The sequence below is a fragment of the Stenotrophomonas sp. yr243 genome, from assembly GCF_900184195.1.
Classification (GTDB): domain Bacteria; phylum Pseudomonadota; class Gammaproteobacteria; order Xanthomonadales; family Xanthomonadaceae; genus Stenotrophomonas; species Stenotrophomonas lactitubi.
The window spans coordinates 1,062,512-1,082,245 of sequence record NZ_FXWT01000001.1 but is presented as its reverse complement, the minus strand read 5'-3'; the positions used below and the strand labels follow the sequence as shown (position 1 = coordinate 1,082,245).

Below are 19,734 nucleotides of genomic sequence, written 5' to 3'. Positions count from 1 at the left end.
GCATAAACGCAGACGGCCACCCGAGGGTGGCCGTCCGTTTGCATCCGTAAACCGCAGGCTTACAGCGCCTGCAGTTCCTCGTTGGCGTTGCGCTTTTCCTTGGCCGGGGCCGGCGCGGCCGTCGGTGCGAGGGCCGGCGTCGCGCCTGCTTCCACTGGAACGTCCAGATAGGGCAGGCGCAGGGTCTGGCTGGTCAGCGTGCGGATCTCGTTGGTCAGCGCGGCACTGTCGTTGAGCTTGCGGCCGTACGACGGCACGATCTCGCGCAGGCGGGCTTCCCAACCGGCCTTCATCTGTTCGGGGAAGGCCTTGGCCATCAGGTCGAGCATGATCGGCGGCGAGGTCGAGGCGCCCGGCGAAGCGCCCAGCAGCGCAGCGAGGGTGTGGTCCTTGTCGGTCACGATCTCGGTACCGAACTGCAGCACCGCGCCCTTCAGCGGATCACGCTTGATGATCTGTACGCGCTGGCCAGCGGTGACCAGCTTCCAGTCGCCCGGCTTGGCGTTGGGGAAGTACTTGACCAGTTCGGCCTGGCGATCGGCGTCGTTGAGGCGCGCCTGGCCCATCAGGTACTGCACCAGGTCCAGGTTGTCCTTGCCCACTTCCAGCATCGGGCCGACGTTGTTGTGGTTGACCGACGAATACAGGTCCCACCACGAGCCGTGCTTGAGGAACTTGGTGCTGTACAGCGCGAACGGCCCGAACAGGACCACCGGCTTGCCGTCCAGCTTGCGCGCATCCAGGTGCGGCACCGACATCGGCGGCGAGCCGGTTTCGGCCATGCCGTAGGCCTTCACGCCATGGCGCGAGGTCACGTCCTGGCCCTGGAAAGCGAGGAACTGGCCGCCCACCGGGAAGCCGGCGTAGTCCTTCGATTCCGGGATGCCCGACATCTGCAGCAGCTTCAGCGCGGCGCCACCGGCACCGATGAACACGAAGCGGGCGTGGGTGGTGGATTCGGTGCCGGCCTTGAGGTCCTTCACCGTCACGTTCCAGCTCTTGTCCGCGTTCTGCCGCAGCGCGCTGACCTCATGGTTGAGGTGCAGGCCGAAGTTCGGGCTGTGCTGCAGGCCGGCGGTCAGCTGGCGGGTGATGACGCCGAAGTTGACGTCGGTGCCCAACGGCATCCAGGTCGCGGCGACCTTCTGCTTCGGGTCGCGGCCTTCCATCAGCAGCGGTGCCCACTGCTTGATCTGCGCCGGGTCCTCGGAGTACTGCATGCCGTAGAACAGCGGGTTCTTCACCAGCGCCTGCTGGCGCTTGTGCAGGTAGGCGATGTTGTCATCACCCCAGACGAAGCTCATGTGCGGGGTGGGGTTGATGAAGTCGCTGGGCTGGCTCAGCCGGCCTTCCTTCACCTGGTGCGACCAGAACTGGCGCGAGACCTCGAACGATTCGGCGATGCCGACCGCGCGCTTGGTCTCGATGCTGCCATCGGGCAGTTCCGGGGTGTAGTTCAGTTCGGCGAATGCCGAGTGGCCGGTACCGGCGTTGTTCCAGCCGTCCGAGCTTTCACCGGCGACGCCGTCGAGGCGCTCGTAGACCTGGATGTTCCAGTCCGGCTGCAGTTCCTGCAGGTAGGTAGCCAGGGTGATGCTCATGATGCCGGCGCCGACCAGCACGACATCGACGGGCTTGTCGTTGCTCGCGGCGGGCACCGAGCGCTGGGTCAGCGGCCAGTACAGGAACAGTGCGGCGACCAGCAACAGCAGCACGAGCAGGGCGAGTAGGGCCTTGCCAAATTTCTTCATGGGGGCGGAATCGTTGGCGGGGGGAAGGGGTCAGGATGCGCAAGAGGCAGGGAAAGAGCGTGAAGAAACAACGCCTTGCAGCATTCCATGGGCAATTTTAACCGCTTCTGGTCCGATTTTGATGCAACGCAGCATCCGACCCGTCGCCCGCCGCTGGCGCTAGGCCAGCTCAAGAATCTCGTCACCGGCCTCGTCGACCTCGCCGGTCGCCTTCCAGCCCAGATGCCGATAGAAGCCATAAGAACGCGAACGCGGGTCAGCCGAGCAGGCCAGGAACAGACGGGTGTGGCCGGCATCGCGGGTCAGGCTGACCACCTCCTGCAGCAGCTGCCGGCCGATGCCGCGGTTCTCGAACTCCGGCAGCAGGGCCAGCACCAGCACCTCGCCGCTTTCGCGGTCGGCAAAGCAGTAGCCGGCCATCTGCTGGCCCTCGCAGGCGACGCGGCCGATGGAATCGCCATCGGCGATGCCAGCGGCCCAGCTCTGTTCGGTGATGCCCAGTTCGGCCAGCTGCGCGGCGCTGAAGGCGTTTTCGCGGGTGCGCCCGCGCAGGTCGATGCAGGCGGCGGCATCGTCGGGGAGGGCATCGCGGTAATCGATCGTCATCTGGGAAACCTGTGGTCGAACGGAACCGCATGATTGTGGACGACCCGCATGGAGATTGGATGGAGATGGGCGGCGGTCTTCATTCACTGCCGATGGTGAAGTACTCCGCCGCGAAGTAGCCCAGTTGATAGGCCAGCGTCGCTGCAGCCAGTACCAGCTGCGTGCGCGCGCTGCGCAGATGCCATCCCAGCGCGGCAACGATGAGCATCAGGACTGTGTGCAATGGGTAGGCATCCCCCAGCAGCCGCCATCGGCTTCCCCCCTTGATCGCGGTGTCCACAAGGTCCAGAAGCGTCAATATCGCGATCACTCCGAAGATCCAGCGTCGCCGCTGCATCAGGTACTGGCCGTAACTGCCGTAGTCGCGCAGGTCGTCGGGAAACAGCAGCGCGCACAGCAGGAACCAGGTCGCGCTGTAGGTGATCACGAACAGATAGGTTTCAAATGTCCAGCGATGCACTTCGACGAGGCGGAATTCCCACCACCAGAAGGTGACCAGCGACACCAGCGTCCACATCACCCAGCACAGGTGCAGCGCCGAACAGCCGCGCCGCTGCGGGTGTTCGATGATCTGCGCCAACCCTTTCAGCAGGGTGGTGATGGACAGGCCGAGGATGATCCCCATCACCACGCGGATATGCAGGAATACCGGTTCGGTTTCCATCGGCCAGCCCCATCGTCGGTTGCGCCGATGCTTGCATGAAAAGGGGGCGGAGGGGATCAAGTCGTTTGCGGCAAAAACGACTTGATCCCCTCCGTCCACTTTTCTCAGCGCCTACGCTGCACCAGCGCCGAGGCGGCATCCAGCACCGCCCGGGTCAGCAGGGCCATGGTCTGCACGTCGCCCTTCCAGTGCTGCCAGTACAGCGGCACGTCTTCCCACGCGCGCTGCCGCACGTAGACCAGGCGCCCGGCATCCAGATGGCGCTTGACCAGCGGCAGCGGATTCATCGTCCAGCCGAGCCCGCCGAGATTGGCCTGCACGAAGGCGCGGGTGGAGGGAATCCACCAGGTGGGGGCCGTACTGGGCAGGTCGGCGCCGGCCATGCGCCGGGCAAAGCGCGACTGCATGTCGTCCTTGCGGTTGAACACCAGCACCGGTGCCTGCGCCAGCGCCTGCGCGGTCACGCCCTTGGCGAAATGGCGCTCGCGGAACTCAGGCGTACAGGTCGCGGCATAGCGGATGCTGCCCAGCGCGTGGATCTGGCAACCCTGCACCGGCTCGTCCAGGGTGGTCACCGCACCCAGCACGGTGCCCTGGCGCAGCAGTTCTACCGTGTGGTCCTGGTCTTCCACCCGCAGGTCCAGGGTGGTGCCGGTGCTCTGCGCGAACTGCTGCGCGGCCTGCGGGAACCAGGTCTCCAGGCTGTCGTGGTTCACCGCCACCGGGATGCTGGCCTGTGGCAGATCCTCGTCGGCCAGGCCCATGCGGTGCAGGGCATCGTGCTCCAGCAGGGCGGTCTGCTCGGCCAGCTGCACCAGCAGCTGGCCTTCGGCGGTGGCGGTCGCAGGCGTGCCACGTTTGACCAGCAGCCGGCCGATGCGGTCCTCCAGTGCCTTGACCCGCTGCGAGATGGCCGAGGGGGTGACGTTGAGCGACTGCGCGGCACGGTCGAAGCTGCCTTCGCGGATCACCGCAGCCAGGGCCCGCAGCTGGGCATGGTCGATGCGCATGACGATTAAGCTCCGCTAATGTTGGTTTAGTAAGTTTAGCTCGTCTTTTCTATGTTGCGGCGCGACAATGGCGCCCGTTCCGGTGCTGTCCGCCTTCGCGAGGCACCGCTCCCCCCAAGCAAGACAAGGTAGTGAATCCCATGTTCTCGGTCATCTCCGCCAGCACCGGCCTTGGTGCCTGGTTCAGTGGTGCGGCTACCGGCATCGGCCTGTTTGCCGTGGTCGGCGCCCAGAGCGCCTTCATCCTGCGTCAGGGCATCCTGCGCAAGCACATCGTGCCGGTGGTGGCCACCTGTGCGGCCATCGATGCGATCTTCATCTTCGCCAGCGTGGCCGGCCTGCGCACGCTCACCACGGCGCTGCCGTGGCTGACCACCGCCGTCCTCTGGACCGGCGTGGCCTTCCTGGCCTGGTATGCGATGAAGTCGGCACGCCGGGCGATCGCCGGCGGCGGCGGCATGGGCGAGGCCGACAGCGATGATGGCAGCCGTCGCTCGGTGCTGCTGGCTGCAGTCGGCTTCTCGCTGATCAACCCGCACTTCTGGCTGGACATGATGGTGATCGGCTCGATCGCCGAGAACTTCGGCAATGCACGCATGGCCTTTGCTGCCGGCGTGGTCACCGCCAGCTGCCTGTGGCTGACAGCGCAGGGCCTGGGTGCGCGCCTGCTGGCACCTCTGTTCACCAAGCCCAGCACCTGGCGCGTGCTGGACGGCACCATCGCGGTGATCCTCAGCATCCTGGCCCTCACGCTGGCGGTGCGCGGGGTCCATTGACCCGGCGCACGCCCCCCGAACCCACGTCCTGACTCTCTCTCCAAGGTAAAGGTAGTGGTAACGACGGCACCGGCAACGGTGCCGTCGTTTTTTCTGCCCATCTGGCGGGGCGGCCGCTGGCCTGCCTAGAATCGGCCATCCTGGACAGGGTGTCCGGGCAGGAAGGGGGAAAGGATGCGCAGGACTGTACTTGCCGTGCTGCTGTGCGCGGTGGTGGGAGGGGCGTCGGCAGGTACCGGCGGGGTGGACCTGGATCGGTTCCTGAAGCCCGAGTCGTTTTCGAATATCAAGCTTTCGCCAGGCGGCGATTACGTCGCCGGTACCGTACCACTGGACGATTCCACCGCGCTGGTCATCCTGCGCACGTCCGACCGCAAGCCTGCGGGCGTGTTTCGTCCACAGGACAAGAACCACGCCAACACCTTCGAGTGGGTGAGCAATGACCGCCTGCTGGTCGGCCTGGCCGAGAAGCTTGGCGCACTGGACAGGCCGCAGCCGACCGGTGAGCTGTACGGGGTCAACGTCGATGGAAAAGGTGGGGAGCTGCTGGTCGGCTACCGTGTGCAGGGGCGCGGGCTGGGCACGCGCATCCAGCCGAAGAAGGTAGAGTACGTCGCAGCTTTCCTGACCGACGAGCTGCCCGCCGACGACCGCAATGTGTTGATCGCGGTGTGGCCGTTCGCCGAAGACCCCTACACCCGGGTGGAGCGGCTTGATGTGGTCAGCGGGCATCGCGTGCGTGTTTCCGGCTCACCCGTGCAGCGCGCCAGCTTCACCACCGATCATCAGGGTGAGGTGCGCTTCGCTCACGGCGCTACGTCGGACAACGTCAACAAGCTCTACTACCGCGCTGGGAGCAATGCGCAGTGGTCACTGGTCAATGACGAGTCGCTGAGCCACCGGGTGGAAGGGGCTATCGGCTTCTCCGAAGATGGTGCGCTGGCCTATCTGCAGGTCGAGCAGCCTGCCGGGCCCGATGCCATCGTCAGCTGGAATCCGCAGACCGGCGAACGCCGCGAGGTGCTGAGCGATGGTGTGGTCGATCCCTACGCGATCATCTTCCGCCCGGGCACCCGCGTACCGGTGGGGGCGCTGTATATCGGCGATGCACCGCGCACGCGGTTCTTCGACGAGAAGGGCGCCGATGCCCGTCAATACCGGAGCCTGGAAGCGGCGTTCGGCGGCCCGGTGTTCATCACCTCCAGTACCCGCGATGGCGGCAAGGTGGTGGTGCAGACGTGGTCTGGCAGCAATCCCGGTGATTTCTACCTGTTCGATACCCGCGCCAAAGCGGCTGACCATCTGGTCAGTCGCAGTGAATGGATTGACCCGAAACTGGCCGCCACGGTGCGCCCGTTTGCATTGAAGGCCCGCGACGGGGTGTCGCTGCATGGATTCCTGACATTGCCTCGTGGCAGTGACGGCCGCAATCTGCCACTGGTCGTACTGCCGCACGGCGGCCCCATCGGCGTGTTCGATGAAGGCAGCTACAGCAGCGAGCCGCAGATGCTGGCCGCGGCGGGGTATGCGGTGCTGCAGGTCAACTTCCGTGGTTCGTCCAACTATGGGCGCGCTTTCACCCAGGCGGGTGCGAAGCAGTGGGGCGCGGCGATGCAGGACGATGTGACCGACGCTACTCGTTGGGCCATCGCTGAGGGCATCGCCGACAAGAGCCGCATCTGCATCTATGGCGCCAGTTATGGTGCGTACGCGGCGATGATGGGGCCGATTCGCGAGCCGGGGCTGTACCAGTGCGCAGCCGGCTACATCGGTGTATACGATCTGCCGCTCATGTTCAGTAGTGAGGCGCAGTTGAGCGATTCGGCCATGGCCTGGCAGCGCGAATGGGTCGGTGATCCGAAGACACTGGGTACCCGTTCGCCGGTGAACCTGGCCGCGCAGGTGAAGGTGCCGGTGTTCCTGGCTGGCGGCGGCGAAGACAGGCGTGCGCCGATCAAGCACACCGAGCGCATGGAAGCCGCGCTGAAGGCGGCCGGCTCGCCGGTGCAGAGCCTGTATTACCGCACCGAAGGGCACGGCTTCTACCGGCCCGAGCACAGGCGCGAGTATTACAGCAGGTTGCTGGCCTTCCTGGCGCGCAGCCTCGGCGGTGGTACGGCGGCAGCCGCGACGGCTTCGAGCGAGGCCAAGGCACCCTGAAACAGATGCGGCAGCATCCATCATGGCTGCCGCCGCAGTGCCCTGCCGTCGGGTGCTACTTCACCCCATGCATCATCCGCTTCAACAACGGTGCGGCGATGAAGGCCAGCAACGCGCAGCCCAGGCCGATCCACATCAGCAACCAGAACAGGTGCGCATAGGCACCGGCGGCAGCGGCCATGTCCAGCGTCTCGCCTTCGGGCACGTCAATCGCCGCCAGCTTGCCGAACAGCGCGGCCAGCGTTTCCGAGAAGGCTGTCGCGAGGAACCAGGTGCCCATCATCAGGCTCATCACCCGTGGTACCGCCAGCTGGGTGACCGCCGACAGGCCCACCGGCGACAGGCACATCTCGCCACTGGCCAGCAGGAAGTAGGCCAGCACCAGCCACCACACGCTGGCCATCTCACCGGTGGCACCGACGTGCTGCGCGGCCAGCGCCAGCGGCACGAACGACAGCGCGCCGATCACCAGGCCCCAGGCCGACTTCACCGGCTTGCCCGGCTCCCAGCCCCGGCGCTCCATCCACGTCCACAGTGCAGCGAAGGCTGGCGCCAGCAGCACCAGGAACAGGCCGCCCAGGTAGGTCAGCGAACCGGCGGTCTGCGGAATCACCAGGCAGTCGCGCACCAGCAGCACCAGCATCAGCGCGACGATGGCGATGAAGAACATGCGCGGCGCGGCCGAACCGGGGCGGCGTTCGGACAGGCGTGCGCTGACCACGAAACCCAGCGGTGCCAGCAGCAGCGACACGATCGACCACGGCAGCGGCGAGCCTTCGCGGATCACCAGCGCCGGTACGATGTCCTTGGTCAACAGGCGATCGGTAAAGGTCACCCACGAGCCATACGACTGCTCGTACATCGTGAAGAACACCAGTGCCATGAAGATCAGCACCATCAACGCGATCATCTGCTGGCGCTGCACCGGCGTGCACTTGCTGCCGGTGAACCACGCGAACCAGACCAGCACGCCGCCGAGCACCACAAGCATCAGCATCAGCGCCAGGCTGATTTCACCGCCAAGCGCGAAGGCACCGTTGCCGGCCGCCCACATCAGCCAGGCCACCGGCAGCACGCCGATCACCGCGCACAGGTAGATCAGCCATTCGCGCGGCAGGCCCAGCACCTTCTGCTTCAACGTGGCCGGCTGCGGCGGTTCGGCATGGCCCTGCAGGTATTTCTGGCCCCACAGGAACATCGCCAGGCCGGCAATCATGCCGATGCCGGCCGCACCGAAACCGTACTTCCAGCCGTAGACCTCGCCGAGGAACCCGCACACCAGCGAGGAGAACAGGGCGCCCAGGTTGATGCCGGCATAGAACAGCGAGAAGCCCGAATCGCGGCGCGGATCGTCCTGCGGATAGAGCTTGCCGACGATGGTGGAGATGTTCGGCTTGAGGAAGCCGACGCCCATGATGATCAGCGCCAGCGACAGGTAGGTCACTGCCAGCGCCGAGGTGTCGCGTACCACTTCACCATTGACCCGGTACGCCGCGTGGCCTTCGAAGGCCATGCCCAGATGACCCAGTACCAGCAGGATGCCGCCGAACAGCACCGCCCGGCGCATGCCCAGCCAGCGGTCGGCGAGCATGCCGCCGAACACCGGGATGCAGTACACCAGGCCGCCATAGGCACCGAGCAGGTCCAGCCCGGCCTTGTCGCCGAACAGGTGGTATTTGGTGAGATACAGCAGCAGCAGCGCCTTCATGCCGTAGAAGGAGAAGCGCTCCCACATTTCGGTGAAGAAGCAGACGTAGACGCCCTTGGGATGGCCCAGGAAGTCGTCGGAAGCGATAGCAGTGGAATTCATCGCGGAATTATAGGCCCGCGCCCCCTTTCAGTAGATCCACGCCATGCGTGGATGGCCGCCCCGGTGCATGGCCTACAGATACCGCAACCAGGCCAGGTCGCGTCGCCGAGCCTTGAACCGTGCGAACGCCCGCGTCGGTGGATACAGCACCACCGCCAGCGCACAGGCCACCAGCAGCAGGCCCGCTACCGAGTCCAGTGCATACAGGCAACCGTAGGTCGGGCCCCAGGTCTTCAGCGCGGCCACGTACAACAGCTTCAGCACGTACAGGTGCAGCAGGTAGAAGAACATCGGCGCTGCACCGATATCGGCCAGCGGCCGCAGCGCGCGCGCCAGCGGCGGCCACTCATACAGCCGCAACAGCAGCAGGCCCACGCCCAGTGTCAGCAGCAGGAACTGCAGCGACGGCGGATACTTGGTGATGTTGAACACGCTCATCCACGTGCGCAGCGTGGTCTGCTGGTACTGCCAGGGTGCATCGCCATAGTCGTTGGCGAAGCGCAGCAGGGCGAAGGCGGCCAGCGCGCCCAGCCCGGCCCACAGCAACCGCTGCCGCCGCTGTTCGGGATCGCTGCCGGCGGCGAACCACGGTGCCATCAGGTAGCCCAGCGCGATCACCCCGATCCACGGCAGCACCGGGTAGGAGGTACGCAGGCTCAACCGCCCAGCCTCGATCCAGTCACGCTGGTGCAGCACTTTCCACAGCACCGCCACCGCGCCGTCGCCCTGCACGCGCATGCCATCCAACAGGTTGTGGCCAGCCACAAGCGCCACCGCCAGTACCGCCAGCACCGGCCGCGGCAGCCACAGCAGGCCGGCCAGCGCGATCATGCTCAGGCCGATCGCCCAGATCACCTGCAGGTACACCGTGTCCGGCGGGAACTGGAAGGTCCAGGCGAAGTTGACCAGGGTCAGTTCCAGCACCACCAGGAACAGGCCGCGCTTGAGCAGGAAAGCCGCAATGGCACGGCGCGGATCGGCGTGGCGCTGGCCGTACAGCCATGCCGACAGGCCGGTCAGCAGCACGAACACCGGCGCGCACAGGTGGGCCAGCAGGCGGCAGGCAAACAGGGCAGGGGACACGGTCGCCGCGTCCATCGGATCGCTGACCTGATGCTGCAGGAAGAACGTCTCGCGGACGTGGTCGAGCAGCATCAGCAGCATTACGGTGCCGCGCAGCTGGTCGATGGAGGCCAGCCGGAAGGAGGGGGAAGGGGCCACGTGGGATGCTCGACCGGCGTGACAGGATATAACATAACGTTTTGCCGCGCAGCCCGTCAGGGCTGGCAGACAGCTGCGCTCCAACCCGTCCGCTTGTCGTACCTGATGGGGATCACCCGAGTCGATCCGTCAGGCGCAGCTTTCAGGCAGAACTTCGCCGTGTAGCCCCTGATTGGGCCATTGGTGGGAGCGTTGAGGTAGACCTCATACAAGGTTGCAGGAATCAATGGCTGTGGAGAAGTGCGCAGCGTGGCCGAGGCTGGCAGATCGCCGTAGACGATGCACTGGCCCGGCGCCAAAGGCTCTGCGGGAGTCAGGTCGTACATGAACGACCATGCCTTCACCGTGTCGTGGTGATACACCATCACCGCTTGCAGGATACGGGGCGATCGGACCCATTCCAGTGCCCGCGGCGGCAGGCCGAAACAAGGTATTCCTTCCCGATCCTCGATCACCGCGGTGCCGAACCCGCTGTAGGCGTTGACGTTGCAGATACCCAGCAGCAGGCACAGCATCGCGCCCGCTGCAACGAGGAGGCCTCGCATCATCGTGATCAATGGTGCGTCTGCCATCCGGTCTCCTTACTGACGATGTGTTGGTGGCAGTGCACGGTGTTGGATTCCGGGAATCGACTCAAGCAGGCGCCGAGCCGCAAACCCCATCGCCTGGCACGCATCGCCCGGTGGGCCGGGGGCGTCGGGGGATTGGGGTCAAGGGACCCCCGCTCCGACGAACCGGTGCACTGTGCACAACTTGGTCAAACACGACACATCTGAAGGGGCCAAGGGCCTGCTGGGGCGCAGTGCCGGGCGAGGGCTTGCCAGCCGGTACCAACCGCACTGGACTTGCTGTCCCCTGAACGCTAGCGTGGCAGGGATTTTTTGCCAGCAGGGGCTTTCATGAACCATGACGCTGCGCCCAAGCAGCTCACTTTCCGCGCGGTGGTCCTTGCCATCGTGCTGGCGGTGGTGCTGTCGGCCGCAAACGCCTACCTCGGTCTGTTCGCAGGCCTGACCATCGCCACCGCGATTCCCGCCGCGGTCATTTCCATGGGCGTGCTGCGCCTGCTGGGTGGCGGTTCCATCCTTGAGAACAACATCGTGCAGACCGGCGCTTCGGCCGGTTCGTCGATCGCCGCCGGTGTGATCTTCACCATCCCCGCGCTGGTGATCATGGGCTACTGGCCGGACTTCAAGTACTGGTGGGTGCTGGGCATCGCCGGTCTCGGCGGCCTGCTGGGCGTGCTGTTCTCGGTGCCGCTGCGCCGCTCGATGATCGTCGAAGACCCGCTTCCGTTCCCGGAAGGCAAGGCGGCGGCTGAAGTGCTCAAGGCTGGTGAAAACCCCGGCCCGGGCCTGAAGATCCTCGGCCTGTCGGCGGTGATCGGTGCGTTCGTGAAGCTGGCCGCGGAAAGCGGCATGCGCCTGATCCCAGACGCCTGGGCCACCTCTGCTTATGTCGGCAGTTCCAAGATCACCGCATTCATCGGTACCAACCTGTCGCCGGCGCTGCTGGGCGTGGGCTACATCGTCGGCCTCAACGTCGGCATCGTGGTGGTGTCCGGCTCGATCCTGACCTGGCACATCGCCATTCCGATCTACCAGGCGTTCTTCATGAACACCGATCCGGCGCTGGCCGCCTCGATCGCCACCGCCTCGTCCACCGAAGCGGCATTCGCCATCTGGGGCGCGAAGATGCGTTACCTGGGTGTCGGCGCGATGCTGATCGGCGGCATCTGGACCCTGATCTCGCTGCGCAAGTCGCTGCTCAACGGCGTCAAGAGTGGCTTTGCGGCCGCGCGCAAGAGCGGTGGCCCGGTGCTGGCGCACACCGAGCGCGACCTGCCGATGAAGTGGATGCTGGTGGCCCTGGTGGTGTTCACCCTGCCGCTGCTGGCGCTGTACCAGGCCATCGTGGGCCAGTGGCACGTGTCGATCCCGATGACCCTCATCATGATCGTCGCCGGCTTCCTGTTCGTGTCGGTGTCGGCCTACCTGGCCGGCCTGATCGGCTCGTCCAACAACCCGGTGTCGGGCATCACCATCTCCACCATCCTGTTCGCTTCGGCGGTGCTGGTGCTGCTGCTGGGCAAGGATGGCCTGCAGCCGGTCGGTGCCTTCGGTGCGCCGTTGGGCGCGGTGGCTGCGATCATGATCGGCGCGGTGGTGTGCTGTGCCGCCGCCGTCGGTGGTGACAACCTGCAGGACCTCAAGGCCGGCTACATCGTCGGTGCCACCCCGTGGAAGCAGCAGCTGATGCTGGGCATCGGTGCGTTCTCGTGCGCGCTGATCATGGCCCCGGTGCTGAACCTGCTGGCTACCGCCTACGGCATCGGCGTCAAGTCGGAGCTGCATCCGAATGCGCTGGCCGCACCGCAGGCGAACCTGATGGCGTCGGTGGCCAAGGGCCTGTTCGGCGGTGAGCTGCCGTGGACCTTCATCGGCATCGGTGCCGTGGTCGGTGCCGCCATCATCGCGTTCGACAGCTGGCTGAAGTCGCGCAACTCGCGTTTCCGCGTGCCGGTGCTGGCCGCGGCGATCGGCATCTACCTGCCGCTGGAACTGATGGTGCCGATCTTCCTCGGTGGCCTGATCTCCTACCTGGTCGAGCGCTTCCACAAGGTACGCGCCGATGACGAAGAGGGCCGCGACCGCGTGCACAAGCCGGGCGTGCTGTTCGCTGCCGGCCTGATCACCGGTGAGGCGCTGATGGGTATCGCCATCGCCGTGCCGATCGTGGTCAGCAGCCGTGCCGACGTGCTGGCCGTGCCGTTCCACCTGCCGGCCGCGCAGTGGATCGGCCTGGCCGTTCTGTTCCTGGTCGGCTGGCTGATCTACCGCACCGGCAAGCGCGCCGTGGCGTAAGAGATGGGGTAGTGCCGGCCGCTGGCCCGCAACTCCAGGATCCCGCGATACCCCGTGGTTGCCGGCCAGCGGCCGGCACTACCGCAAACCGCGCTTCGGCGCGGTTTGCTTTTTCTGGCGGCAGCTCGGCCCCGGCCATGACCGATGGCCTTGGCAGGCCCGGCCGCGCAGGCCTACCATCGGTTTTTTGCCGTCCTGCGGAGACCCCGATGAAACTGCGTCATGCCCTGCTGCCACTGAGCCTGCTGGCTGCCCTGCCCAGCGTCGCCGCTGCCCGTGGCCTGGAGATCCGCGACATGGTGGCCATGGACCGCGTCTCCGCGCCGGTACTGACCGCCGACGGCGGCACCGTGGTGTTCGCCAAGCGCAGCACCGATGCCAACCTCAAGGCCAGCACCGCCCTGTTCGCGCGCAACCTGCGTACCCGCGACGCAGCGCCGCCGAAGCAGATCACACCGGCGGGCTGGAACGTCAATTCCGCATCGCTGTCGGCCGATGGCCAGACCGTGTACTTCCTCAGCGCCAAGAACGGCAGCCAGCAGCTGTACGCACAGCCGATCAGCGGCGGCGCCCCGCGCCAGCTGACCGATTTCCCGGTGGACGTGGACAGCTACCACGTGTCGCCGCAGGACGACCGCGTGCTGTTCAGCGCCGGCGTGTTCCAGGCCTGCGCCTCGGACCTGGCCTGCACCGAAAAGAAGCTGAAGGACGTGGAAGGCGCCAAGGCCAGCGGCAAGGTCTTCGATTCGCTGTTCGTGCGCCACTGGGATACCTGGAATGACGGCCGTCGCAACACCCTGTTCGTCGCCCCGTTGCCGGCGGCCAAGGCCGGTGCGGTCAAGGGCGCTTCGGCGCTGAGCGCGACCATCGATGGCGATGCCCCGTCCAAGCCGTTCGGTGGCAATGATGATTTCGCGTGGTCGCCGGATGGCAGCAGCGTGGTCGCCAGCATCCGCGTGGCCGGCAAGCAGGAGTCGTGGTCGACCAACTTCGACCTGTACCGCTTCGATGCCGCCGGCAAGCAGGCGCCGGTCAACCTGACCGCCTCCAACCCGGCCTGGGATGCCGGCCCGGTGTTCAGCGCCGACGGCAAGACCCTGTTCTACCGCGCGATGAAGCGCCCGGGCTTCGAAGCCGATCGCTTCGGCCTGATGGCGATGGACCTGGCCAGCGGCAAGACGCGCGAGATCGCTCCGCAGTGGGACCGTTCGGCCGGTGGCATCGCCCTGTCCGCTGACGGCGCCAGCATCTACACCACTGCCGATGACCTCGGCGAACACCCGCTGTTCCAGATCGACGTGGCCAGCGGCAAGGCCACCAAGCTGATCGGCGACGGCAGCGTCACCGCTGTCGACGTGGCCGGCAACAGCGTGGCGATCACCCGCAACAGCCTGAAGAGCAACGACCAGGTGCTGGTCGGCCTGCTGCCGGCCGCTGGCGAAGCCATCGGCGAGCTGCGCGCGCTGACCCCCGCCGCTGGCGAGGTGCTGAAGGACGTGTCGTTCGGCGACTACGAGCAGTTCGAGTTCAAGGGCTGGAACAACGACACCGTGCACGGTTACGTGGTCAAGCCGCACAACTACCAGGAAGGCAAGTCGTACCCGGTTGCGTTCCTGATCCATGGCGGCCCGCAGGGCAGCTTCGGCAATGGCTGGAGCTACCGCTGGAACCCGCAGACCTATGCCGGTCAGGGCTACGCCGTGGTGATGATCGACTTCCATGGCTCCACCGGTTACGGCCAGGCCTTCACCGATGCGATCAGCCAGCACTGGGGCGACCGTCCGCTGGAAGATCTGCAGAAGGGCTGGAGCGCGGCGCTGAAGAAGTACGATTTCCTCAACGGTGACAAGGCCTGCGCGCTGGGCGCCAGCTACGGCGGCTTCATGGTCAACTGGATCGCCGGCAACTGGAACAGCCCGTTCAAGTGCCTCGTCAACCATGACGGCGTGTTCGACCAGCGCATGATGGGTTACGCCACCGAAGAACTGTGGTTCACCGAATGGGAGCAGGGCGGTACCCCGTACCAGAAGGCGGCGAACTACGAGAAGTTCAATCCGGTCAACCACGTGGCTGACTGGAAGAAGCCGATCCTGGTGATCCACGGCCAGCAGGACTTCCGCATTCCGGTCGAGCAGGGCCTGGCCGCGTTCACCGCTGCCCAGCGCCAGGGCATCGAATCGAAGTTCCTGTACTTCCCGGATGAAAACCACTGGGTGCTGAAGCCGAACAACAGCATCCTGTGGCATGACACCGTCAACGCCTGGCTGAAGCAGCACATCGGCGAATAAGCGATACCGGTGCCGCCCTTCGGGGCGGCGCTTTTGTTTCGCCATCTGCTTCACCGGTGGGTGCCGACCGTTGGTTGGCACACCTCCCTGAGCTTCCGCCAACAGCAGCCGAGCACGGCTCGGCTCTACAAGAGCGCCTGCATGCCCTCGACTGCCCTGATCCAGAACGACATCGTCGTCTTCGGCCTGATCGCCGCCACCCTTGGCGCCGTGTTCTGGACCGCTTCGCGCGAGCAGGGCCTGTGGAAGCGCTTCTATACCTTCGTGCCGGCGCTGCTGCTGTGTTACCTGCTGCCGGGCATCTACAACACGTTCGGCCTGATCGACGGGCAGAACACCAAGCTGTACAACCCGGTCGCGCGTGACATCCTGCTGCCGGCGGCGCTGATCCTGTTGACCCTGGCGGTCGACATCAAGGGCATCCTGCGGCTGGGGCCGAAGCTGGTGCTGATGTACCTGGGCGCCTCGGCCAGCATCATGCTGGGTGCGGTGGTGGCGTTCCTGGTGATGCGCGCGATCCATCCCGATACCGTCGCCGGCGATACCTGGGCCGGCATGGCCGCACTGGCCGGCAGCTGGATCGGCGGTGGTGCCAACATGCTGGCCATGCGCGAAGTGTTCGACGTCAACGCGACCACCTTCGGCCAGTTCGCGGTGGTCGATGTGGGTGTTGGCTACGTGTGGATGGCGGCGCTGATCTTCCTCGCCGGGCGCGCGGCGAAGATCGATGCACGCAGTGGTGCCGACACGTCGGCAATTGATGAGCTGAAAGAGCGCATCACCCGCTTCCAGGCCGAACACGAGCGCATTCCCAGCCTGACCGACCTGATGCTGATCGTGGCCGTGGCCTTCGGTGGCGTCGGTCTTGCCCACGCCATCGGCGCGCCGCTGGCGGCGTGGTTCAAGGTCAATGTCAGCTGGGCATCGCAGTTCAGCCTGGATGCGCCGTTCGTGTGGGTGGTGGTGCTGTCGACCACGCTCGGCCTGGGCCTGAGCTTTACCCGGGCTCGCAACCTGGAAGGTGCGGGCGCCTCACGACTGGGCTCGCTGCTGCTGTACTTCCTGATTGCCTGCATCGGCATGCAGATGGATCTGCTGGCGCTGCTGGATCGCCCGTGGCTGTTCCTGCTCGGCATCATCTGGATCAGCGTGCACATCGCGCTGCTGTGGTGCCTGGGCAAGCTGCTGAAGGTGCCGTTCTTCTACTTCGCCATCGGTTCGCAGTCGAACATCGGTGGCCCGGCCTCGGCGCCGGTGGTGGCCGCCGCGTTCCATCCGGCGCTGGCGCCGGTGGGCGTGCTGCTGGGCACGATGGGGTATGCCACCGGCACCTATCTGGCGTATGTGGTCGGCATCACCCTGCGCGCGCTGGCAGGGCAGGGTTGATCGTGCACGGGGCGATGGGGTCAGATCCCTTTTGCTGTGCAAAAGGGATCTGACCCCGGTTCACGGTGGATCACGCCACCGGCAAACCGCGTTCGATCAGCCACGCTTTCGCGTCTTCCGCATCCTGCTCGAACCACGCCTTCGTCGACCCCAAGCGATACGTATACCCCCACGCATCCATGTCGGCCATCAGTCGCTCGCTGCCGACGCCGGGCAGGTGCCCGGCCAGCACGATCTGCAGGTAGCAGGTGGCGTCTTCTTCGGGCACCGAGTCGGTGGCGTCGGTATGCACCTGCGCGCGCCGCTCCGGCGGCAGCACGATCAGATGGCAGGCCTCGTGCAGCATCGAGTGCACCGGCGTGTCATCGCGCACGTACACGTCGCTGGCGATGATGCCGGCCTCGGGCTCGCCCCAGTAACTGCCGGGGATCGGCTCGCCGGCCGCAACATGGTGCAGCCGCAGCTCATGTGCAGCGAGCAGGCGCTGGGCATCGGCGAAGGCGATGTCGCCGACGCGGGTAACGTTCGGTTCGGGCGTGGTATCAGTCATGCGGGTCAGGCAGCCCCGCCCATGCAGGCACGGGCGGGGCAGGCGGTCAGGGTTTGTCCGGGCCTTCAGGCAGCGCCACGGAAATGTCCAGCACGTCGTGCTGGCCATCCTTGACCAGATCCACCTTCACTGCATCGACGTCGATGTTGACGTACTTCTTGATCACTTCCAGCAGCTCGCGCTGCAGCAGCGGCAGGTAGTCGGGACCGCCACGGTGACTGCGCTCCTGCGCGATGATGATCTGCAGGCGGTTCTTGGCGGTTTCGGCGGTGGTCTTCTTCGCTTTGAGGAAATCAAACAGGCCCATGCTTACCCTCCGAACAGCTTGCTGAAGAAGCCCTTCTTCTCGACGTTGGTGAAGCGCATCGGGCGTTCTTCGCCGAGGATGCGCGCGACGGCGTCGTCATAGGCCTGGCCGGCAGCGGATTCGCCATCCAGGATGACCGGTTCGCCCTTGTTGGAGGCATTGAGGACGTCGCCCGATTCGGGGATCACGCCGATCGCCTTCAGGCCAAGGACCTCCTCGACGTCGGTGATGCTGAGCATCTCGCCGCTTTCCACGCGCACCGGGGTGTAGCGGGTCAGCAGCAGGAAGGCCGGCACGTCCTGGCCGGATTCGGCCTTGTGGGTCTTCGAATCGAGCAGGCCGATGATGCGGTCCGAGTCGCGTACCGAGGACACTTCCGGGTTCACCACCACCACTGCGCGGTCGGCGAAGTACATCGCCAGGAAGGCGCCTTTCTCGATGCCTGCCGGGGAGTCGCAGATGATGTACTCGAAGCCGTCGGCGGCCAGGTCCTTCAGGACCTTGCCCACGCCTTCCTGGGTCAGCGCATCCTTGTCGCGGGTCTGCGAGGCAGCCAGCACGAACAGGTTGTCGAAGCGCTTGTCCTTGATCAGGGCCTGCTTGAGGGTGGCTTCGCCGTGCACGACATTGACGAAGTCGTACACCACGCGGCGTTCGCAGCCCATGATCAGGTCGAGGTTGCGCAGGCCGACGTCGAAGTCGATCACCGCCACCTTCTTGCCACGCTTTGCCAGGCCGCAGGCAAGGCTGGCGCTGGAAGTGGTCTTGCCGACGCCGCCTTTGCCGGAGGTGACTACGATGATTTCAGCCAAAGGACTTCTCCTGATGATTCTGTTTGAGGTGCTGCGTCAGTCCAGCGCAGCGATCTTGATCTGGTCCTGTTCCAGCCACACCTGCACGGCCTTGCCGCGCAGGGTTTCCGGGACATCGTCCAGCACCTTGTAATGGCCTGCAATGGCGACCAGTTCCGCATGGAAATCACGGCAGAAAATGCGTGCCGCGGTGTTGCCCTGGGCCCCTGCCAGCGCACGGCCGCGCAGGGTTCCGTAGATATGGATGCTGCCATCGGCGATGACCTCGGCGCCGGCGCCGACGGTGGCCATCACGGTCAGGTCGCAGTTTTCCGCATACAGCTGCTGGCCCGAACGCACGTTGCCCAGCTGCATGCGCCCCGGCTGTGGCGCGGCGGCATCGGCCGCCTTGCCCATCGGCGTGGCCGGTGCTGCTGCCGGGGCGGCCTTCGCTTCGGCCCGCGCGGCACGCCGCGGTTCCGGTGCGGGTGCCGGCGGCGGGGCAGGCTCTGCTTCAGCGCGCTCGTACTGGGCGCGGAACTTGGCCAGCAGCGGCAGGCCGAGCTGCTGCGAGAGCAGGTCGACCGCGCTGGTGCCATAGGCCAGTGCCACCGGCAGTACGCCGGCACCGCGCAGGCCATCCACCAGCGCCTGTGCCGTGGACACGTCGGGCACCTGGCTGAGGCCGCCGAAGTCGAGGATCACCGCCGCCCGGCCGAACAGCTTCGGCGCACGGCTGACCCGCTCCTGCATTTCCTGCACGAGGCGTTCAACATCGAGGGTGCGGATGCGCAGGTTGGCGATGCCCACCTGGCCGATCTTCAGTTCACCGGCCTGTTCGTAATCGAAATTCACCGCCACGCTCAAGTCCCCGTCGACCGCTGTGCCTGCGCCGGCAGCTGCCGGTCGCGTGCCCACGCCACATCGGGCAGCTTGCCGCCGTAGGTTTCGTTCACCCACGGGAAGCTGCACAGTTCCTTGGCCAGCATGCTGGCCCGCACGTCCACCTGCGGCATGGTGTTCTGGCCCAGCTCGCGGAAGCCGAAGCTGCCGTGGAAGAGCAGGGCGGCATCGGCGCCGTGGTCGAGAAACACTTCGCAGGTCATCTGCGGGTAGCGCAGCTCGGCAAAGCTCTGCGCATCGGCGTAGAACGCACGGCCGACACCACCACCGCGGCGGCGGCTGGCGACCACGATGCGGTCGATATAGAAGAAGGGGGTGTTCAGGTGTTGCTTGAACCAGGCGAAATTGCTGCTGTCGTGCTGGCTGTCGCTGCCGAAGCCGATCAGGAAGCCGGCCAGGTTGCCGTCGCGCTCGGCGACGCGGAAATACTCAGCGGTTGCATAGAACAGGCGCAGGCGCTCGGCATCCAGGGGAAGGATGGCCAGGCCAGCATTGTTGTTCAAAGCCAGGACGGAATCGAGCTCGTGCTCGCGCACGTCGCGGATGACAATCGACATTGTGACTCCGTGGGGTAACGCGGTTGGTCCATTACAAGACCCTGCGCACGATTATTGCATGCCCGGGGTGGGCTGCGGCATGAACAGGGG

At 65.8% G+C, this 19,734-nt stretch carries 17 protein-coding genes; 5 read left to right on the top strand and 12 right to left on the bottom strand.

Annotated elements, in window-relative coordinates:
- Nucleotides 1-59: 59 nt before the first annotated feature.
- The 4 genes from mqo to QOL57_RS05095 all read right to left on the bottom strand — a co-directional run bounded on the left by mqo (nt 60) and on the right by QOL57_RS05095 (nt 4,031).
- The gene (mqo, locus tag QOL57_RS05110; RefSeq protein WP_089239502.1) at nt 60-1,751 is read right to left on the bottom strand and encodes a malate dehydrogenase (quinone); all 1,692 of its coding nucleotides are present in this window, start codon (nt 1,749-1,751) and stop codon (nt 60-62) included.
- A 159-nt stretch (nt 1,752-1,910) separates the two neighbouring features.
- The gene (locus tag QOL57_RS05105; RefSeq protein ID WP_089239504.1) at nt 1,911-2,357 is read right to left on the bottom strand and encodes a GNAT family N-acetyltransferase; all 447 of its coding nucleotides are present in this window, start codon (nt 2,355-2,357) and stop codon (nt 1,911-1,913) included.
- A gap of 79 nt (nt 2,358-2,436) precedes the next feature.
- On the bottom strand, nt 2,437-3,021 hold the full coding sequence (locus QOL57_RS05100; RefSeq protein ID WP_089239506.1) for a hypothetical protein: 585 nt from the start codon (nt 3,019-3,021) through the stop codon (nt 2,437-2,439).
- Between the two features lie 104 nt (nt 3,022-3,125).
- Nucleotides 3,126-4,031, bottom strand: a complete 906-nt coding sequence (locus QOL57_RS05095) for a LysR family transcriptional regulator ArgP (RefSeq protein WP_089239508.1) — start codon at nt 4,029-4,031, stop codon at nt 3,126-3,128.
- Between the two features lie 140 nt (nt 4,032-4,171).
- On the opposite strand from QOL57_RS05095, the gene QOL57_RS05090 reads away from it, so the two are divergent.
- Complete coding sequence (locus tag QOL57_RS05090; protein WP_089239510.1) at nt 4,172-4,807, top strand: LysE family transporter; 636 nt, start codon at nt 4,172-4,174, stop codon at nt 4,805-4,807.
- A 174-nt stretch (nt 4,808-4,981) separates the two neighbouring features.
- Nucleotides 4,982-6,967 (top strand): S9 family peptidase, encoded by a 1,986-nt coding sequence (locus QOL57_RS05085; RefSeq protein ID WP_089239512.1) that lies wholly within the window; start codon nt 4,982-4,984, stop codon nt 6,965-6,967.
- 55 nt (nt 6,968-7,022) lie between these two features.
- Here the strand turns inward: QOL57_RS05085 and QOL57_RS05080 are convergent, their stop codons facing one another.
- From QOL57_RS05080 to QOL57_RS05070, 3 genes are all read right to left on the bottom strand, one after another.
- On the bottom strand, nt 7,023-8,777 hold the full coding sequence (locus QOL57_RS05080; protein WP_089239514.1) for an oligopeptide:H+ symporter: 1,755 nt from the start codon (nt 8,775-8,777) through the stop codon (nt 7,023-7,025).
- Nucleotides 8,778-8,849: 72 nt separating this feature from the next.
- On the bottom strand, nt 8,850-9,998 hold the full coding sequence (locus QOL57_RS05075) for a heparan-alpha-glucosaminide N-acetyltransferase domain-containing protein (RefSeq protein ID WP_089239516.1): 1,149 nt from the start codon (nt 9,996-9,998) through the stop codon (nt 8,850-8,852).
- Nucleotides 9,999-10,054: 56 nt separating this feature from the next.
- Entirely contained in the window at nt 10,055-10,570 is a 516-nt protein-coding gene (locus QOL57_RS05070) for a hypothetical protein (RefSeq protein ID WP_089239518.1), read from the bottom strand.
- A 327-nt stretch (nt 10,571-10,897) separates the two neighbouring features.
- Here QOL57_RS05070 and QOL57_RS05065 point away from each other — a divergent pair, with 327 nt between their 5' ends.
- The 3 genes from QOL57_RS05065 (at nt 10,898) to QOL57_RS05055 (ending at nt 16,536) form a co-directional block, all read left to right on the top strand.
- Nucleotides 10,898-12,862 carry an oligopeptide transporter, OPT family gene (locus tag QOL57_RS05065; RefSeq protein ID WP_089239520.1) on the top strand — a complete coding sequence of 655 codons (1,965 nt, stop codon included), beginning with the start codon at nt 10,898-10,900 and terminating at the stop codon, nt 12,860-12,862.
- A gap of 209 nt (nt 12,863-13,071) precedes the next feature.
- Nucleotides 13,072-15,150 (top strand): S9 family peptidase, encoded by a 2,079-nt coding sequence (locus tag QOL57_RS05060; protein ID WP_089239522.1) that lies wholly within the window; start codon nt 13,072-13,074, stop codon nt 15,148-15,150.
- Between the two features lie 141 nt (nt 15,151-15,291).
- A complete protein-coding gene (locus QOL57_RS05055) occupies nt 15,292-16,536 on the top strand; it encodes a DUF819 family protein (protein WP_089239524.1) in 1,245 nt (414 codons plus the stop codon).
- A gap of 70 nt (nt 16,537-16,606) precedes the next feature.
- Here the strand turns inward: QOL57_RS05055 and QOL57_RS05050 are convergent, their stop codons facing one another.
- Genes QOL57_RS05050 through QOL57_RS05030 form a run of 5 tightly spaced genes read right to left on the bottom strand, consistent with a single transcriptional unit; the run spans nt 16,607 to nt 19,644 of the window.
- Complete coding sequence (locus QOL57_RS05050) at nt 16,607-17,086, bottom strand: hypothetical protein (RefSeq protein WP_032975950.1); 480 nt, start codon at nt 17,084-17,086, stop codon at nt 16,607-16,609.
- A 46-nt stretch (nt 17,087-17,132) separates the two neighbouring features.
- Nucleotides 17,133-17,393 (bottom strand): cell division topological specificity factor MinE, encoded by a 261-nt coding sequence (minE, locus tag QOL57_RS05045; RefSeq protein ID WP_005408532.1) that lies wholly within the window; start codon nt 17,391-17,393, stop codon nt 17,133-17,135.
- Nucleotides 17,394-17,395: 2 nt separating this feature from the next.
- Nucleotides 17,396-18,205 carry a septum site-determining protein MinD gene (minD, locus tag QOL57_RS05040; RefSeq protein ID WP_089239526.1) on the bottom strand — a complete coding sequence of 270 codons (810 nt, stop codon included), beginning with the start codon at nt 18,203-18,205 and terminating at the stop codon, nt 17,396-17,398.
- A gap of 36 nt (nt 18,206-18,241) precedes the next feature.
- Complete coding sequence (minC, locus tag QOL57_RS05035) at nt 18,242-19,045, bottom strand: septum site-determining protein MinC (RefSeq protein WP_089239528.1); 804 nt, start codon at nt 19,043-19,045, stop codon at nt 18,242-18,244.
- Nucleotides 19,046-19,047: 2 nt separating this feature from the next.
- A complete protein-coding gene (locus QOL57_RS05030) occupies nt 19,048-19,644 on the bottom strand; it encodes a GNAT family N-acetyltransferase (RefSeq protein ID WP_089239530.1) in 597 nt (198 codons plus the stop codon).
- Nucleotides 19,645-19,734 lie beyond the last annotated feature (90 nt).

Excerpts from the sequence above, each read along its gene's own strand:
- mqo (WP_089239502.1), bottom strand. The coding sequence starts at position 1,751 with ATGAAGAAATTTGGCAAGGCCCTACTCGCCCTGCTCGTGCTGCTGTTG.
- QOL57_RS05105 (WP_089239504.1), bottom strand. The coding sequence starts at position 2,357 with ATGACGATCGATTACCGCGATGCCCTCCCCGACGATGCCGCCGCCTGC.
- QOL57_RS05100 (WP_089239506.1), bottom strand. The coding sequence starts at position 3,021 with ATGGAAACCGAACCGGTATTCCTGCATATCCGCGTGGTGATGGGGATC.
- QOL57_RS05095 (WP_089239508.1), bottom strand. The coding sequence starts at position 4,031 with ATGCGCATCGACCATGCCCAGCTGCGGGCCCTGGCTGCGGTGATCCGC.
- QOL57_RS05090 (WP_089239510.1), top strand. The coding sequence starts at position 4,172 with ATGTTCTCGGTCATCTCCGCCAGCACCGGCCTTGGTGCCTGGTTCAGT.
- QOL57_RS05085 (WP_089239512.1), top strand. The coding sequence starts at position 4,982 with ATGCGCAGGACTGTACTTGCCGTGCTGCTGTGCGCGGTGGTGGGAGGG.
- QOL57_RS05080 (WP_089239514.1), bottom strand. The coding sequence starts at position 8,777 with ATGAATTCCACTGCTATCGCTTCCGACGACTTCCTGGGCCATCCCAAG.
- QOL57_RS05070 (WP_089239518.1), bottom strand. The coding sequence starts at position 10,570 with ATGGCAGACGCACCATTGATCACGATGATGCGAGGCCTCCTCGTTGCA.
- QOL57_RS05065 (WP_089239520.1), top strand. The coding sequence starts at position 10,898 with ATGAACCATGACGCTGCGCCCAAGCAGCTCACTTTCCGCGCGGTGGTC.
- QOL57_RS05060 (WP_089239522.1), top strand. The coding sequence starts at position 13,072 with ATGAAACTGCGTCATGCCCTGCTGCCACTGAGCCTGCTGGCTGCCCTG.
- QOL57_RS05055 (WP_089239524.1), top strand. The coding sequence starts at position 15,292 with ATGCCCTCGACTGCCCTGATCCAGAACGACATCGTCGTCTTCGGCCTG.
- QOL57_RS05050 (WP_032975950.1), bottom strand. The coding sequence starts at position 17,086 with ATGACTGATACCACGCCCGAACCGAACGTTACCCGCGTCGGCGACATC.
- minE (WP_005408532.1), bottom strand. The coding sequence starts at position 17,393 with ATGGGCCTGTTTGATTTCCTCAAAGCGAAGAAGACCACCGCCGAAACC.
- QOL57_RS05030 (WP_089239530.1), bottom strand. The coding sequence starts at position 19,644 with ATGTCGATTGTCATCCGCGACGTGCGCGAGCACGAGCTCGATTCCGTC.